18 protein-coding genes, 1 pseudogene and 1 riboswitch are annotated in these 16,526 nt (G+C 35.6%); of the genes and pseudogenes, 2 read left to right on the plus strand and 17 right to left on the minus strand.

Translation table 11 applies throughout. From position 1 onward, the window contains the following. The 3 genes from HMPREF0518_RS04335 to HMPREF0518_RS04345 form a co-directional block, all read right to left on the minus strand. Positions 1 to 1,420 (minus strand): cation:proton antiporter (locus HMPREF0518_RS04335; RefSeq protein ID WP_003626509.1); only part of this gene is annotated, 1,420 nt, incomplete at its 3' end. Positions 1,421 to 1,467: 47 nt separating this feature from the next. Next, positions 1,468 to 1,698 (minus strand): YozE family protein, encoded by a 231-nt coding sequence (locus tag HMPREF0518_RS04340; RefSeq protein ID WP_003626511.1) that lies wholly within the window; start codon positions 1,696 to 1,698, stop codon positions 1,468 to 1,470. Positions 1,699 to 1,700: 2 nt separating this feature from the next. After that, positions 1,701 to 2,531 carry a DegV family protein gene (locus HMPREF0518_RS04345; protein ID WP_003626512.1) on the minus strand — a complete coding sequence of 277 codons (831 nt, stop codon included), beginning with the start codon at positions 2,529 to 2,531 and terminating at the stop codon, positions 1,701 to 1,703. A 116-nt stretch (positions 2,532 to 2,647) separates the two neighbouring features. On the opposite strand from HMPREF0518_RS04345, the gene trhA reads away from it, so the two are divergent. Next, a complete protein-coding gene (trhA, locus tag HMPREF0518_RS04350) occupies positions 2,648 to 3,340 on the plus strand; it encodes a PAQR family membrane homeostasis protein TrhA (RefSeq protein WP_003626514.1) in 693 nt (230 codons plus the stop codon). A 37-nt stretch (positions 3,341 to 3,377) separates the two neighbouring features. Here the strand turns inward: trhA and HMPREF0518_RS04355 are convergent, their stop codons facing one another. Then, the gene (locus HMPREF0518_RS04355) at positions 3,378 to 4,577 is read right to left on the minus strand and encodes a CCA tRNA nucleotidyltransferase (RefSeq protein WP_003626516.1); all 1,200 of its coding nucleotides are present in this window, start codon (positions 4,575 to 4,577) and stop codon (positions 3,378 to 3,380) included. 92 nt (positions 4,578 to 4,669) lie between these two features. Between HMPREF0518_RS04355 and HMPREF0518_RS04360 the strand changes: the two genes are divergently transcribed. Further along, positions 4,670 to 5,557, plus strand: a complete 888-nt coding sequence (locus HMPREF0518_RS04360) for a YitT family protein (RefSeq protein WP_003626518.1) — start codon at positions 4,670 to 4,672, stop codon at positions 5,555 to 5,557. Between the two features lie 40 nt (positions 5,558 to 5,597). Here HMPREF0518_RS04360 and HMPREF0518_RS04365 read toward each other — a convergent pair whose 3' ends face one another. The 13 genes and pseudogenes from HMPREF0518_RS04365 to HMPREF0518_RS04425 form a co-directional block, all read right to left on the minus strand. After that, positions 5,598 to 6,845 (minus strand): tetratricopeptide repeat protein, encoded by a 1,248-nt coding sequence (locus HMPREF0518_RS04365; protein WP_003626520.1) that lies wholly within the window; start codon positions 6,843 to 6,845, stop codon positions 5,598 to 5,600. An 83-nt stretch (positions 6,846 to 6,928) separates the two neighbouring features. Beyond that, entirely contained in the window at positions 6,929 to 7,204 is a 276-nt protein-coding gene (locus HMPREF0518_RS04370) for an HU family DNA-binding protein (RefSeq protein ID WP_003626521.1), read from the minus strand. A gap of 175 nt (positions 7,205 to 7,379) precedes the next feature. Next, positions 7,380 to 8,687: a ribosome biogenesis GTPase Der gene (gene der, locus HMPREF0518_RS04375; protein WP_003626522.1), complete on the minus strand. Its 1,308-nt coding sequence runs from the start codon at positions 8,685 to 8,687 to the stop codon at positions 7,380 to 7,382. 68 nt (positions 8,688 to 8,755) lie between these two features. Then, a complete protein-coding gene (gene rpsA / locus HMPREF0518_RS04380; RefSeq protein WP_003626523.1) occupies positions 8,756 to 9,967 on the minus strand; it encodes a 30S ribosomal protein S1 in 1,212 nt (403 codons plus the stop codon). A gap of 71 nt (positions 9,968 to 10,038) precedes the next feature. Next, entirely contained in the window at positions 10,039 to 10,713 is a 675-nt protein-coding gene (cmk, locus tag HMPREF0518_RS04385; RefSeq protein WP_003626524.1) for a (d)CMP kinase, read from the minus strand. Positions 10,714 to 10,765: 52 nt separating this feature from the next. Further along, positions 10,766 to 11,233: an SAG1386/EF1546 family surface-associated protein gene (locus HMPREF0518_RS04390; protein ID WP_003626525.1), complete on the minus strand. Its 468-nt coding sequence runs from the start codon at positions 11,231 to 11,233 to the stop codon at positions 10,766 to 10,768. Between the two features lie 105 nt (positions 11,234 to 11,338). After that, positions 11,339 to 12,028: pseudogene (locus HMPREF0518_RS04395) on the minus strand (ECF transporter S component). Positions 12,029 to 12,109: 81 nt separating this feature from the next. Continuing rightward, positions 12,110 to 12,222: riboswitch (FMN riboswitch) on the minus strand. Between the two features lie 28 nt (positions 12,223 to 12,250). Next, positions 12,251 to 12,967, minus strand: coding sequence for a pseudouridine synthase (locus HMPREF0518_RS04400; RefSeq protein ID WP_003626528.1), 717 nt, complete (start codon positions 12,965 to 12,967; stop codon positions 12,251 to 12,253). Continuing rightward, on the minus strand, positions 12,968 to 13,561 hold the full coding sequence (scpB, locus tag HMPREF0518_RS04405; protein WP_003626529.1) for an SMC-Scp complex subunit ScpB: 594 nt from the start codon (positions 13,559 to 13,561) through the stop codon (positions 12,968 to 12,970). It abuts the gene before it with no gap. Next, the gene (locus HMPREF0518_RS04410) at positions 13,551 to 14,291 is read right to left on the minus strand and encodes a segregation and condensation protein A (RefSeq protein ID WP_003626530.1); all 741 of its coding nucleotides are present in this window, start codon (positions 14,289 to 14,291) and stop codon (positions 13,551 to 13,553) included. Before HMPREF0518_RS04410 ends, scpB begins: the two co-directional genes overlap by 11 nt. Next, complete coding sequence (locus HMPREF0518_RS04415) at positions 14,284 to 14,640, minus strand: hypothetical protein (RefSeq protein WP_003626531.1); 357 nt, start codon at positions 14,638 to 14,640, stop codon at positions 14,284 to 14,286. Before HMPREF0518_RS04415 ends, HMPREF0518_RS04410 begins: the two co-directional genes overlap by 8 nt. Before the next feature lie 10 nt (positions 14,641 to 14,650). Then, complete coding sequence (gene xerD / locus HMPREF0518_RS04420; protein ID WP_003626532.1) at positions 14,651 to 15,556, minus strand: site-specific tyrosine recombinase XerD; 906 nt, start codon at positions 15,554 to 15,556, stop codon at positions 14,651 to 14,653. Continuing rightward, complete coding sequence (locus HMPREF0518_RS04425; RefSeq protein ID WP_003626533.1) at positions 15,543 to 16,436, minus strand: CvfB family protein; 894 nt, start codon at positions 16,434 to 16,436, stop codon at positions 15,543 to 15,545. The genes xerD and HMPREF0518_RS04425 overlap by 14 nt, the downstream gene beginning before the upstream one ends. Positions 16,437 to 16,526: the final 90 nt, after the last annotated feature.

Below are 16,526 nucleotides of genomic sequence, written 5' to 3' on the forward strand. Positions count from 1 at the left end.
ATTCTTTTTGTTTAACAGTATATTTGACTTCTTTAATAAAGTCCTTAATCGAAGTCTGATTCATTTGTGTTCGCAAATCAAACTCTAATTGCTTTCTTATTTTTTTAGGCAAATAAATCTGATTCATTTGCTTTAATGCGTAATGAACCATTGCCTTACGTACACGATTTACTTCTTTTCTTTGATCTAAATCAGGTTTATCTTTTTCTAAAATAAATCTAAATGCAATAGTAGGAACTATCAAACTGAGCAAAATTAATACAATTTCACTAACCAAGATCAAATGAAAATCAGCAATATTGATGCTCATTTCACTTAAAGTATAAGCCAAGGCAAAAGTTACCGCACCATGAATCCCGCCTAAACTGAAAATCAATGCACCTTTTGAACTGACTTTTCCTTTAATCGATGGTGAAAAACGACAATAGAGAAGGCGCACTGCTAAATTTGCGACATATAAGATTATACCAATTAAAATCGCTTCAATCGTTTGTTGATTAAAAACATCTTCTCGCATTGAACGAACAATAATAATCCCTAAAAGCAAAAAGACGACGCCATTTAAAATATCAATTATTAACTGCGAAAATTGATGACTGCTATAAAAGATTGAAGCGTTAGTTAAGCGACTACGCTCTGATTCCACATTATGAAGCAACCCTGCAGCTACTACAGCTATTATTCCTGAAACATGAATTTCTTCTGCTATAAAGTAAATGATAAAAGGCGTTAAAAAGAACAGCACTTCTATCGGCATTCTTAGATCAGATGCTAAATGATATTTTGATCTAAAACTCGCTTGCCGCAAAAAGACTAAAATAGCAGCAATCAAAATGCCTAGCAAAATGCCTCCACCAGCAGAGTAAAGAAAATCGACGATTGCTTCAACAACATGAAGTTGCTTATGAATATACCATTCTACTGCCATATTAAGCAATATAATGCCAGATGCATCATTAAATAAAGATTCATCTTTGAGATAAAAACTTATTTTTTTAGGTAATTTTAAACCATGGATAACAGACTCAGTTGCCGTAGCATCGGTTGGCGTAGAAACAGCTGCCAAAATAAAAGATAACGGCAATGATAGTCTAAAAGCATGAACTCCTAATCCTGCTACAATTGTCGCTATTACGATCATTACTACCGTTAAGCCTACAATTGCACGCCAGCTACGTAAAATGCTATATAATCTGGTTCTTTGACCTTCAAAAAATAAGAGCGGTGCCACAATTAAGTCTAAAAAGACTTCTGAATTAAAATTTTCAATTAAAATATTTGTCTGCGGGACCAAGGCAATCGCTATTCCAATCACCAGAGCTATATAATTAACTGATATTTTTTGTAAAAATCGTTGCTGGATTATCGTTGCCAAAGCAACGGCAAAAACGATAAGTCCAATAAAAATCATTACCTTCATTTTAATTTCTCATTTAATAAAAAAGCCCAGGCAACAGGGGCTTGGGCTTAATACATCATTTTGTCTTCGTACATTCTATAAGCACGATCAAAAATATACATACTTGGTAAATAACTAGCATTTAATTCTAAATAATCTGACAATTTTTCATAATCTTGTTCTTGTTTAGGAAAAGTCAGATCATGCTGTGCGTTATTCGCAAATTGTGCTATTTCATCTGAAGAATCTGCATCACGCTGCGTCATCAAATAACGATAAAAACTTTCTCGATAAGCCATTTTTACTCCGTATAAAACATAACTGCGTAGGCACCGTGACCTGCATGAGTAATAATAATTGGACTAGTTTTTCGAATCAAAATATCTACATTAGGATTTACTTCTTTAAAACGAGCAGCTAATTTTTCCATGTCATCCAGCGTATCAACATATGAAATACCTACTTGCTTGACTTGATCGCCTAATTCTTTCAATTGTTCAACCAACATATCATTGAACTTTTCGGTGAATTTTTTGCCGCGACCTTTTTTAGGTACTAAAACTTTGCCGTTCTTCATCTGCAAGGAAATTCTAATATTTAACATGCTGACTACGCGACTAGCCAATTTTCCAAGTCGACCGCCCTTTACAATATTGGTTAAATCAGGGATCATCATTTCCAAATACATATTGTCTTCCATTTTCTTCAAATGATCCAAAATTTCATCAATAGATTTTCCTGCTTGAGCATCTTGAGCTGCAGCAATTACTTCATAGCCTTCGCTTCGATCCGTATAGCCTGAATCATGACATACCACCTTGGCGTCAGGAACCATCTGTGCTGCTTGTTTAGCGGCATCAATTGTTCCACTAAGTGATTTAGCCAAAAAGATGCCCAATACTTCACTACCATCAGCAGTCAACTTTTTAATTGTTTCTACAAAGCGACCAATTGGAGGTTGACTGGTTTTAGGCACATCACTGTCTTCATCCATTCTTTCAATAAAGTCGCGTCTAGTAATATCTACACCGTCAACATATGTCTTACCATCAATAGTTACTGACAAAGGTACAACAGTAATATCATATTTTTTAATTTCTTCTTCAGTCAATTGAACTGAAGAATCTGTCATAATTTTTAACAATGTATTCAACCCCTATTCTAAGATGCTCACTTTAATTTTTATGATAAAATATGAGCAAGTAACGTATAGTTAGTATATCAAAAATTTTCAAGAAGAAAAAAGGAATGATTGGATTGTTAGATTGGTGCATTACAAAAATTAAAAAACTTTGGCAAGAACCAAGTGTAAGATCAGAAAGATACTATTTACTTGATAATATCTTTAGCGCGATTACACACGGAATTGGCTTTGGCTTAGAAGTTGCAGGATTAGTAGTTTTAATTGTTAGAGCTGCTCATACAGGCAGTCCCATGCGCATAGTAACTTTTACTATTTATGGTTCATGCCTTGTCCTGTTATATTTGTTTTCTACTTTATATCATAGTTTAGTTTTTACTCGTGCTAAAAAAGTTTTCCAGATCTTTGACCATTCCTCAATTTTTCTGCTGATTGCAGGTTCGTATACGCCATATTCATTAGTCGCAATTGGCGGCGCATGGGGCTGGACATTGTTTGGATTGATCTGGGGCTTAACGATTTTCGGAATTATTTACTATATTTTCAATCGCGGAAAACATGTAATTCTTGACACCGTACTTTATGTAGCAATGGGCTGGCTGGTAATTCTATCCGGATCATATTTATATGTTCGCTTGAGTCCAACTGGTTTTTGGCTTTTAGTCAGCGGAGGCATTGCTTACACGGTTGGAGCAATTTTGTTTAGCATGCGTAATGTGCCATTTATTCACACAGTATGGCATTTATTCGTTATGCTAGGCTCAATTTTAATGTATTTCTCCGTTTTGCTTTATGTTTAAAAAAAGGATGTATCGATTTTTGATACATCCTTTTTTATTAATCTAAGTCTTCTAAATACTTTTCAATTGCATCTGGACTATTTTCTAATCTGCTTGAAACTACTAACTCTCTAATTTTATTAAGGGTATGACCCAATTCAGCACCTGGACGCATCCCGTGCTTAATCAAAAAGCGTCCATCTATTGCCAATTCAGCTGGCTTTTTAATTGGTAAAGCTAGATAACGATCAACTAGGGCTTCTGAAGCCACTGGTTGGCCCAAAATGTGTGCCACATCTATGGTATTAATTATTGTTCTTTCACCTGCTTGGAATAATTCGTAATCATTTGGAGTATGATCAGAAATCAAGTCGAAGAACTTAATAATCCGTTCTACTTGTTCAGTCATGGCATTGGAATTTTTCCAATCACGCATAAATTTGCTGATATCTTCATCTGGAAGCTTTAACAAAATAATAATTAATGACCACAAGCTAGTTTCAAGGGTTGGACTAAATTGCAATTGTGGATAAATCTGCAACAATTCCTTTTTTCCCGCAAAATCAGGAACGTCTTCACTTAATTGCGTATCAAGGAAAATTTGAAACGCTTGTCTTGAATGAGGCCCAATCCCCATCTTAACAAACTCCTCACGAATACGTTCTACTGAAATCTTCTTCAAAAGTTCATGATTATCCTTAATCGCTTGTTCTGTTTTTTCTTCTAAATTGAATTTTAATTGACTAGTAAAACGAACAGCTCGCATCATTCTTAAGGCATCTTCATGAAATCTTTTTTCAGGATCGCCCACGGCACGAATAATATGGTTCTTTAAATCTTCTACTCCATTAAATAAATCAACAATTTGACCATAAAGATCCATTGCCAAAGCATTGATTGTGAAGTCTCTGCGTTTTAAATCTTCATCAAGATTCTGCACGAAAGTAACGTGATCTGGCCTTCTATAATCTTGATAACCAGACTCTGTTCTAAAAGTGGTGATTTCATAACTTTCGCCACCATATAGTACAGTTACCGTCCCGTGTCTAATTCCAGTATCAATCGACTTTGCAAAAAGCTCCTTAACCTCTTCAGGATAAGCACTAGTAGTGATATCAACATCATGTACGTGTCTATCTAATAAAAGATCTCTTACAGAACCACCGACAAAATATGCTTCAAAGCCAGCATCTTCTAAAGTTTGCAAGACTGGCATTGCTTTAATAAATACATCTGGTAATTTATCTACTTTGATCATTGGTAAAATCTCAACTCTTAATTTCTTTATTTATACCTTTTTTACTTTTAGTTTGTTAGAATGAAGGAAAAGACATAAAGGAGGCAATCATCATGCTTAAACTCAACAAATCTACTGTTATCGATATCTTTATGATTGCATTGGGATGTGCCATCTACGGTTTAAGTTTGGAAATCATTTCAGTTCCAAATAAATTAGCCGATGGCGGAATAAGCGGTATTTCACTTATCTTGCGCCATTTTTGGAATATTAACATGGGTCTTTCTACCCTAGTACTTAATATACCATTAATTATATTAGGTTATCGTTTTATGGGCAAACGCTTATTAACCTATACAATCTGGGGAACTCTCTGCCTTTCCTTCTTTCTTTGGTTTTGGCGTTCAATACCTATTATAAAACAATTAGATTTAGAACACGACCTCTTCCTTTCCGCAATTTCGGCAGGGGTCCTCTCAGGTATAGGATTAGGACTAGTTTTTAGATATAACGGCACTTCAGGCGGAACAGATATTATTGCCAGAATATGTCAGATCAAGTTTGGAATTTCATCTGGTAAAATGCTGCTATTCTGTGACGCCGTGGTTTTATTTGCATCCCTATCTTACCTAGATCTTAAACACATGATGTACACTTTACTTGCTTCTTTTGTCTTGTCGCGTGTCATGGATACGATTCAACAAGGTGCATATAGTGCACGTGGGTTACTAATTATCTCTGATAAGTATGAACAAATTGGTAAAATGATTGATCTAAAACTTGATCGCGGTTTTACCCACTTTAAAGCATTAGGTGGCTACAAGCAAGATAACAAGCGCGTAATCTACGTAGTAGTCTCTCCTAGAGAAATAGCCGCAATTAAGCAATTAATTAGACAAGAAGATCCTAATGCTTTTGTATCAATTATTGAAGTTCACGAAGCATTAGGTGAAGGATTTACGTATAAGCAAAAGCGGCACCATTTATTAATTCGTAAATGAAAAAACGTCTGAGAAGAATAATTTCTCAGACGTTTATTTTTTACAAATTATTATATAAGTCTTGCATTTCCATATCTTCTGGTACTAATTCAAGATATTTCTGCAATAACTGCTTAGTAATATCAGGATTGTTTTGGACGCTAAAGAACATAATCATTTGATGCAGAAAATCGGGATTTTCTTTAAAATCGGGATAAGCTAACAAAAATTCGCTCTGTGCTTTTTCTGTGTCATCAAGTCTTTCATACGATAAGGCCATGTTCCAGTGAGCCTGTGCATCAATGTTCTCATTATCAAAGTCCTTAAATAAGACAATATTTTGCTTATCCTGATGACGATGCAGATATAGGTTAGATAGTTGCATTCGTAATTCACTATTGTCAGGAGCCTTTTTAAGGCCCTTCTCGAGCAAATCTGCAGCGGTATCCAATTGATTTAAATTAGCAGCGGCACGTGCCCCCATTGAATAAAGAGTTTCATCTAATTCGTTATATGCTAAACCTGCCTGCACAGTCCGCAATACTTGCTCATTATCATGCTTATGCTCATAAGCTTGAGCTAGCAAAGGATAGGCATTAACATAATCAGGACTTTGATCAATCACTTCGTCTAATAGCTTGATAGCTTGATCATCATTTCCAACAGCAAGCATTACTAACCCAGCCTCATATTTACTGTCAATATCCAACAGACTACTGCTATGCTCTCTAATAATTTTAGCAGCTGCTTCGTAGTTACCTAATTTTGCATTAGTTGCAATCAATCTTTGATTTAAATTAACTTCGCCAAAAGTCTTTTGGCGTTGAATCAAATCTTCATATAAGGCCAGCGCTTGTTCATAATTTCCGCTTAAATAGTCAAGCTCGGCTAAGCCAAATTTAATTGCATCTTCTTTCGGGGCAAGTTTAAGAGCTTGCAATAATTTATCCTTAGCTGTCTCAATTAGGCCGTTAGTTTGATAGTAATCTGCTTGTACAAGCAAACCATCTAGATAGGCTGAAGACTCCTTAGAGACGCCGTAAAGAAGCGATAAGCCATCATCTTCATCTCCATCATTGAGCATAATTTCTGCCAAATATACTTTAAATAAGTCTTCTTGGGGGAATTTAGCAATTAAAGCGCGATAAACTTCTTTAGCTAAATTAGTAAACCCTAAATCGGTCAGATTTTCCGCTAAAGAAGATAAAATTTCAGGGTCATCTTTATCTAAAGCTTCTTTTAAAAGATGTTTGCTTTGTGAAAAATCATGGTTTTGAATTGAATCAAGTAATTGTTCTGAATAACTCATTATTTTGCCTCCAGTCAGACTTTAATTGTACTAAAAAAAGACGCTGGAACAAAGTCCAACGTCTTTTAATAGCGTTAAGCATCTTACCTAACAGCTTCTTTAAGAGCCTTACCTGGCTTAAATGCAGGTACTTCACTAGCTGGGATTTCGATTTCATCACCAGTTTGTGGGTTACGACCCTTACGCGCTGCACGGTGACGTACTTCAAAAGTACCAAAACCGATTAATTGTACCTTTTCACCCTTAGCAAGGTTGTCTTGAATTGAGCCAAAGATAGCATCAACAGCAGCAGCAACTTCCTTCTTGGTCAACTTAGTCTTTGAAGCAACTTCAGAAACTAATTCAGCTTTATTTGCCATAAATAATTCACCTCCTGAATTTGAACCCGAAGTTCAAAGTTTTTTCTTTGTTTTGAAAAACAAGGAATAATGATCTAGGATCTAGATCTAGACTAATCATTGTTTCCTAGAAACCAAAATATCACAAAACCCTTATTACAACAAGGATTTTTGCAAAATATTGGTGTTTTTTTAATTATTTTCTCTTACGCGGCAGAATTTTAATCGGAGTTCCCGCAAAATCGAAGTTTTGTCGCAATTGATTAATTAAAAATCGCTCATAAGAAAAGTGCATTAATTCCGGATCATTAACGAACACAACAAAAGTTGGCGGATTGGTGCTTACTTGTGTCATGTAGTAAACGCGCAATCTCTTTCCTTTAATCATTGGTGTTGGAACTAATTTACTTGCTTCAAGCAATAAATCGTTTAGCACGCTTGATTGAATACGTTGATTCTGATTATCGTAAACTTCTTTAACCATTGATGGAATTTGATCAAGGCGTTGGCCAGTTTTAGCTGACACAAACAAAATAGGTGCATAATCCAAATATTGGAATTCAGCTCTAATTTCCCGTTCAAATTCCTTAGCACTAGTACTGTTCTTCTTTGGTAAGTCCCATTTGTTTACAACAATGATAATTCCACGTCCTGCTTCGTGTGCATATCCGGCTACGTGCTTGTCTTGTTCTCTAATGCCCGTACTTGCATCAAGAACAAGCAAAACCACGTCTGAGCGTTCAATAGCAGCCACAGCACGTAAGACAGAATACTTCTCGGTCTTTTCATAAACCTTTCCGCGTCTTCTGATACCAGCAGTATCAACTACCTTAAATTTAACACCATCTTTAGTGAACGGTGTATCAACTGCATCACGAGTAGTGCCTTCTTCGTTTGCCACAATTACTCGGTCTTCACCCAATAATTTGTTAACAATTGAAGATTTACCTACATTTGGACGTCCAATTACGCTGAATGAAATAACATCATTGGCTTGGCTATCCTTTTCAGCTGGGAAATCACTAACAATTTCATCTAGCAAATCACCAATACCAGTCCCGTGACTGCTAGATACAGGAATAGGATCGCCTAATCCTAAACTATAGAAATCATAAATATCATTTCTCTGTTCAGGATTATCTGCTTTATTAACCGCCAAAATAACTGGTTTTTTGGTGCGATAAAGAAGATGTGCAATTCTTTCATCAAGATCTGTCACATGATTTACTACATTTGTAAGCATCACAATGACATCTGCTTCTTCAATCGCAATTTCAGCCTGTGCACGGATCTCTTCTTCGATTTTTCCACCTTCCCAGGTAATACCACCTGTATCAATTAAATCGAATTTATGGCCCATCCATTCAGCTTGAGCATAATTACGATCACGAGTAACACCGGGTTTATCTTCTACGATTGCTAAGCGTTGATTAATAATTCTATTAAAAAGTGTAGATTTTCCTACATTTGGTTGTCCAACGATTGCAACAACTGGTAAAGCCATATGTGCCCTCCTTTTAAAATATAAAAATAAAAAAGCCGACTCTGTGTCGGCTTTTTTAACAGAAATGACTACTTACGGTCCTTTAATTGGTCACCAATGATGTCACCTAATGCAAAGCCGTTATCGTTGTCACCCATGTACTTATTGTTAACTGAGTTTTCGTTACGTGAACGACGTGGACGAGAACTGTGGTTATCTGATGAAGAAGCGTTTGAGTCAGCAGCCTTGATTGAAAGTGAAATTCTTCTGTCACTTGGGTCAATGTTCAAAACCTTAACCTTAACAGTTTGACCAACCTTCAAAACATCGCTTGGCTTGTCAACGTGCTTGTTTGAAATTTCTGAAACGTGTACTAAACCTTGAATACCGTCAGCAACCTCAACAAATGCACCAAAGTTAGTTAATGACTTAACTTCACCTTCAAAAACATCGCCTTCGTTTAAGTCAGCTGTAGCTTGTTCAAATGGAGAAGGTTCAGTTTGCTTAATAGACAGGGAAATACGATGTCTGTCATCGTCAATACCAATAACCTTAATCTTAACATCTTGACCAGCCTTCAAAACATCGCTTGGCTTATCAACATGCTTGTAAGAAATTTCTGAAATGTGAACTAAACCGTCAACACCACCAACATCGATAAATCCACCAAAGTTAGTTAAGCGTGAAACCTTACCTTCGATAACGTCACCAACAACTAATTGTGATGCAACCTTATCAAATGCTTCTTCACGTTCTTCTTCAATTAAATCCTTGTGTGAAAGAATCAAACGGTTCTTGTTAGGATCGATTTCAGTAATCTTAAGCTTCATAGTCTTACCAATGTAAGGCTTAAGATCTGAAACGTAACGGTTTGAAATTAATGAAGCAGGTAAGAAACCACGTGTACCAACATCTACAAGTAAACCACCACGAACTGATGAAGTTACAGTGCCTTCGATAGCATTACCTTCTTCGAAGTCCTTTTGTAACTTGTCGTAAGCTTCTCTTTCCTTCAAGCGGGTAACTGAGAAGAAGAATTCACCATTTTCCTTATCGCCACCGGCTCTTCTTAATACTAAGGCCTTGAACTTGTCGCCGAGCTTAACTAAATCGCGTAAGTCTGCGTTACGATCTGAAGTGTATTCACGACGAGTAATAACACCTTCAACACCAGCGTTTACAACACCAACATTGATTTGGCCGTCTTCAACGTCTAATACTTCGACATCGACAATATCTCCGACCTCAACTCCTTGCATTTGCTTTAATGCGTCTAAAAATTGATTACTGTTTTCTGACATATGTACCTCCCAATATCATGTTCCATTTTAAAGGAAAGTTTGATATTTTTCTACTATTTTGTACTGTTTTTTTAAAAAATTTTTTGAGTTTTTTTAATTTCCGCTAAAATTGCATCTACAACTTGCTCAATTGACATATTTGTAGTGTCAATTTCAATTGCATCATCTGCCTTTTTTAGTGGTGAAATCTTACGGTGTGAGTCTTTATAGTCTCTTGCTGCAATATCTTGTTCGATTTCATCTACTGTTTGTTTAGACTCAATGCCACGTTCTTTGAAATCCAAGAGTCTACGTTCAGCACGAGATCTAGCAGAAGCTACTAAAAAGATCTTTACTTCTGCATTTGGTAAAACAGTCGTACCGATGTCGCGACCATCCATAATTACATTAGTTTTGCCAGCCATTTGGCGTTGCAAACTAACCATTTTTTCTCGTACTTTAGGCAATGCAGAAACTTGTGACACGTTAGCAGAAATTTCTGGTGTTCTAATTTCTTTAGATACATCTTTTCCTGCTACATAAACCTTTTGCTCACCATGTTCAGACTTCAATTCAATTCCATCTTCATCAATAGCTTGCAAAATTCCTGCTTCATCCCCGTAATCTAACTGATGATTACGAGCAATAACCGTACATGCACGGTACATTGCACCAGTGTCTATATAAACGTAAGACAGCTTTTTAGCAATGATCTTAGCAACCGTGCTTTTACCTGCTGATGCAGGTCCATCTACTGCTACTTGCATTTTAATAAAAAAGAGATCTTACTGCTCGACCTCTTTTATCCTTTCTGAAAGATTATCTCAATTTAAGTGTTTGGCCAACATTGACGTTTGAAGTATCTTCAAGATCATTTAATCTGGATAATTGATCAACAGTCATACCATTTTTTTCTGCAATATTAGTTAAAGTATCACCTTCTTTAACTAAATAAGTCTTAGGCTTACTTTCTTGAGATGAACTTGAACTAGTCTTAACAGAATTCTTCTTAGCTGAAGATGAAGTCTTTTTAGCTTTATTAGATGATTTAATTGCCTTAGATGACTTTTTAGAAGAAACCTTCTTAACTGTTTGAACTTCTTCAGCTTTTTCAGAATTGCCTGATGATAAACGATGAACAACTGGAATCAATGCAATTAAGATAACTACCAAAATTACAATAACTGCAATCCATCTAGCAGATCCACCAGGCTGCTTATCCTGTGAACTTCGCTTCTCAGTCGGCCGTTCATAGTGTTGATATGGCCCTGTTGATTTTTTATCCATCTGTAAATTCCTCCATTCACTTAACGGATCAATTCTAGCATACTTTACTGGTCTTTGAATATGAAAAATCCCATCAACTTTAAAAGTTAATGGGATTCTATAATTCTATTTCAAATTAAATCTCTTTCGTACAAAAGGCTTAATCGTTTTAATTGTTGCTTCAAAAAGCAAATATACAACTACACTATTAATTACGCCCTTTAGTAAATTGAATGGCACTATAATCGTAAAAATATAAGCTTGCATGGATGGCCAATGCAATAATTGTCCTAAATAAACCTTTTCAGTAAAGTGATACAAAGCGCCATAACTATTGATCGCAGGTAAATTAGGAACTGAGGTTATTGCATATAACGGAGTTAAAATAAATGCATTAGTTAACGACATTACGCAAGTCATTGCAATAATGCCAATAATTAAACCGAATATTGGTTTAATTATCCCCATTTTTGTCTTTCTATTCTCAACAGTTATATTTTTACTGAAGAAATAAAATGGCAAAGCAAACGATATTGAAGCAAGAAAGGCCGCAACCTCACCTACTACACTTGGCAGAGCAAAACCAGCAAAAATCAAACTCAAAATCATTCTAATCAATGCAATGATTATACCTGGAACAGCTCAAAAAATGAACATTCCGATTGTAATAATTACATCTGAAAAATCAAACTTTAAAAAAACTACGCCAGGAATAATTGAAAATTCAAATTTCATTACCACAAAGGCAATACACCCAATTAATGCATATGCAATAATATTTGCTAATCCTGTAGCATTTGCTTTCGATTTATTCATAAACTTACTTTCTTTCCTACAAAAAAGGTCAATTGCTCCAGCAACAGACCTTTATAAAGTAAAGTAAAATTTATTTTATCGATCTGTCTTCTTCCATCTAGACTTTAACTATCGGTATCAAAAGATTCAGCCACTTGCGTGGGTCGCGGACTCTAACCGCCGGTCGGGATTTTCACCCTGCCTTGAAGACAACAACCTATATATCTAATTTCTAAGTATAAATTAATCTAATCTCATTAACTTGTCAACTTCGTGCTTTGATAATTCACGATATTGTCCAGAAGTAAGAGAATCCAAAGTCAAAAACGCATACTTTTCACGTGATAATTTTTCAACTAAGTGACCTACTGCCTTAAACATGCGCTTAACCTGGTGATAATGTCCTTCGTGAATGGTCAATTGAATAATTTGAGTATCCTTGCGTTTATCTGTTTTAAGAATCTTCACTTTTGCTGGAGCAGCTTTAAATCGATCTAGTTTAACCCCAGTAGTTAATGTTTTAATCTCGTCAGGAGTTAAAATTCCCTTGATTTTAGCAACATAAACTTTAGAAACTTCATTTCTTGGGTGCATCAATAAATTAGCCAATTTGCCATCATTGGTCATTAAAAGCAGGCCTGAAGTATCATAATCAAGACGACCTACTGGATATAAGCGATATGGCACATCTTCAAAATAATCTACGACTGTTTTTCTCCCCTTATCATCATCTGCGGTAGAGACAACACCACGTGGCTTATAAAAAAGATATGTGTGTAAACTTTCTCTTTCAATCGGTTCATCATCAACTGTAATATTACTAAAGGTTTCAACTTTAGTCCCTAACTTAGTAACTACCTTGCCGTCTACCTTCACACGGCCAGCTACAATCATTTTTTCTGCTTTTCTTCTTGAAGCGATTCCAGCTTCTGCAATTACTTTTTGTAGTCTTTCTTCCATTTATTCTTCCTCTTTCTGCATCTGCTTATCTGCAGTTCCTTTAGCTTCAAACAAGTCTATCTCGCCATTGCTATCATTATCAGCGAAATCTTCTATTAAAGGCAAATCTGCTAAACTATGATAATTGAAATACTGCAAGAAATAATCAGTAGTCACGTATAATTTAGGATGTCCTGGAGCATCTTTTTTTCCATCAGCTTTAATCAGCCCACGCCAAACCAAGGTCTGCAAGGCGCCGGATGAATTAACCCCGCGAATGTCATCAATTTCCACTCTTGTAATAGGTTGACGATAAGCAACAATTGCCAAAATCTCTAAGGCTGACTGACTTAAATTTTTAGTTAAATCCTTTTGAAAATATTTTTCAATTATTTTAGCTGTTTGTGGACTAGTGGTTAGCTTATATGTATGAGCAATATGAATCAATTGCAAGCCAGAATCTGCATCTTGCGTTAATTTTTGTTGCAAGTTTTGAGCTACTTTATCTAAAGATTCTCCGTCAATTTCCAGCATTTCAGTCAAATTTTGTTCTTCTAGTCCACTATCACCTGCTGCATATAAAAGTGCTTCTAAATTTGCCTCTTTACTTGCCATTTACATCATTTCTTTCTAAATTTAAATCACCAAATTCTCTTGTTTGTAAGACTCGAATCTCGTGTTTTTTGCTCAATTCAAGCATTGCTAAAAATAAACCAATTACATCAGAAATGCTATGCATCTTGTCTGCACAACTAAAAAAGCTGACTTGTCGCTTACTTGCTAGACGGCGATGTAAATAATCAATCATCTCATTAATCGGTGTTTCAGCTACTTTAATTGAAGCAGTATCTGGCTGCCGCATTTTTAATCGACGCAAAACCATTGAAAAAGTTGTTGCCAATTCATTTGAGGTAATTTGTCCCTTTGGCAGCGGTTGAACTTTAACAGACGTTGAAACACTGGCTTCCTTAGAAACAACAATCGGCACTTCTTCATTTCGTTCTTTGAAATATGCAGAAATTTTTTTAAAAATTGAATATTGTACTAATTGCTGCACTAATTCATCACGAGGATCATCTTCAGGTTCAATTTCATCTACAAAATCGTTTTGCGGCAACAAATATTGTGATTTTATTCTTAATAAAGTTGAAGACATCATAAAATACTCACCTACAATTTGCAAATTCAGGCTTTGCATTTGTCTTAAATACTCCAAATATTGGCTAGTAATCTGAGCAATCGGAATATCATATATATCTATTTTTTGTGATTGAATTAGATGCAATAATAAATCTAATGGCCCCTCAAAATTAGGCAATTCTAACGTTAAATTACTTTTATTCATTATCTTCTTCGACGGTTTTTAATAAATTCGTATACTCAGGCACAGCAGTAACTCTTTTATCAGGATATTCATTTTTTAGCTCATCTACGATTTCTTTTTCGTAGCTAATTTCACGAAAACCGGGAGCTAAAGAAAGATATCTGATCACGATAAATTGATCAGTCACTTGTGTACCCAACACCCCTACAATATTGTTCTGTTTATTACGATACAAATAAAGCAGAAAATCATTATCTTCTTGATTAAGCCCTATTTCTTCTTTTAGATTTTCAATATTTTTAAAATTCGGCAAGTATGAGAGCAATCCCATAGCCGTTTTTTCATAGTCTTTTTTATACTGTATTAGCATTGTTAATCACCTAAAGACGAGGATGCGTCTTTTGATATACCTGTAAAATATGTTTTTGAGACAAATTAGTATAAATTTGAGTAGTGCTTATATCTGAGTGTCCTAAAATTTCTTGAACGACTCGTAAGTCCGCACCATTTTCAAGCAGATGTGTAGCAAAGGTGTGACGTAATGTATGAGGTGTAACATCTTTGGTAATACCGGCAGATTGACAATACTTTTTTATCATTTGCCAAATTGCCTGACGCGTAAGCTGCTTGGCCCTGCTATTCAAGAAAATATGCTCATCATTTTGTCCAGCTTTCAAAATTAGCGGATCACGCACTTCTTTTTGATATTGTTTTATCCAATGCAAAGCTACTGAGCTAATTGGTATTAAGCGCTCCTTAGAACCCTTTCCCAGTACTCTAACTAAACCCAAATCTTCATGCAGGTCTTGTAATTCTAAATTAATCAATTCACTTACACGCATACCTGTAGCATATAAAGTCTCTAAAATTGCTCGATCTCTTAAGCCTAATTTCCGTTTAATATCAGGTTGAGCAAGCAAATCATTAATTTCTTTTTGATTCAAAGCTACAGGAAGACGTCGTTCTTTTTTAGGCAAATCAATCTCAAGCATTGGATTTAATTTTTGAATATTTTGACGCGCAAGCCATTGATAAAATTTACGCATGCTAGAAATAAGACGACTGATTGAACTTGTGGCTTTATTTAAATCGTACTGTCTTGCCAAAAAAGCATCTACATCACTAGCTTCAGTGGGCCACGAATCCATGCCTTCTTTTTTTACAAAAGCTAAGTATTCTTCCAAATCTTGACGGTAGGCAGTAATCGTATTGCTGCTTAAACCACGTTCAATTTGGCTATATCGTAAATAATCATCAATTTGATCTTGTAACTTATTCTTCTCCATCAGTATTCTCTTCTGGATCTTTAATTAAAGTAATTGTTTCGGCAGTTTTATCTTCTTCAATCAAACCTGCCTTAAGCAAATGCCCTAATGCACGCTTAAATGCAGATTTAGAAATGCCGAAGTAACGCTTTATTTCTTGTGCATCAGATTTATCGTAAAATGGTAAAGTCTTAGTTTCTCTTCTGCGTAAACTCATCAAAATCATTTGTGCATCATCGTCGATTTCTTCAAAAGCACGTGGCAAAGCACTCAAGTTTAAACGACCATATTGACTTATACCAATAACTCTACCCTTAAATTGCTCACCTAAACGCATTGGACGAGGCATTTGTGACTCGTGGACAAAGCCCAAGTAATAATCATTAGTTAAAACAAAAGCCCCAATTTCACGAGTGGCATAAACAGTTCCAAAAACATTCTCATTATTCATACCATTAGGGAAGTTTGCTGCCAATTGGTCAAAAATATTTTCGTCAGCCAATTTAGCCCAAATTCGATCCTTATAGTCGGTTTCTAGTCTTACCAAAATACGATCATCGCGACGAGGCCATCTTTCCCTTTCTCGTGGCAAATCATCCATTGATATTACCACATCTTTATCAGGTAATCCGACATCAACAAACACACCTAAACCTGGTCGAACTTCTGTTACCTTACCCCAACCATATTGATCAGGTTGAGCAAAAGGTAAGAACTGCGTCATTTCTCGATCATGTGACTTATTATCATAAATAAAGCCCTCGATTTCATCGCCAACTTTAGGAATTTCGTCTTGGGTAAGCTCTTGCTTTTTTAGTTCATAAGTAACGCCATCAATTTGTACATAATAGGCGTTGTCATTTTCATCAATTATTTTTCCTTTTGCAATAGTTCCAAGCATTTCTTTTTCTCCTACTTTACATATTCTTTCATATACAAGTATAAAAGATATTTAGACAAAATAAAATAGCCAGCTCGAAAGCTGACTATT

Origin of the sequence: Lactobacillus helveticus DSM 20075 = CGMCC 1.1877 (assembly GCF_000160855.1) — a bacterium.
Lineage (GTDB): Bacteria > Bacillota > Bacilli > Lactobacillales > Lactobacillaceae > Lactobacillus > Lactobacillus helveticus.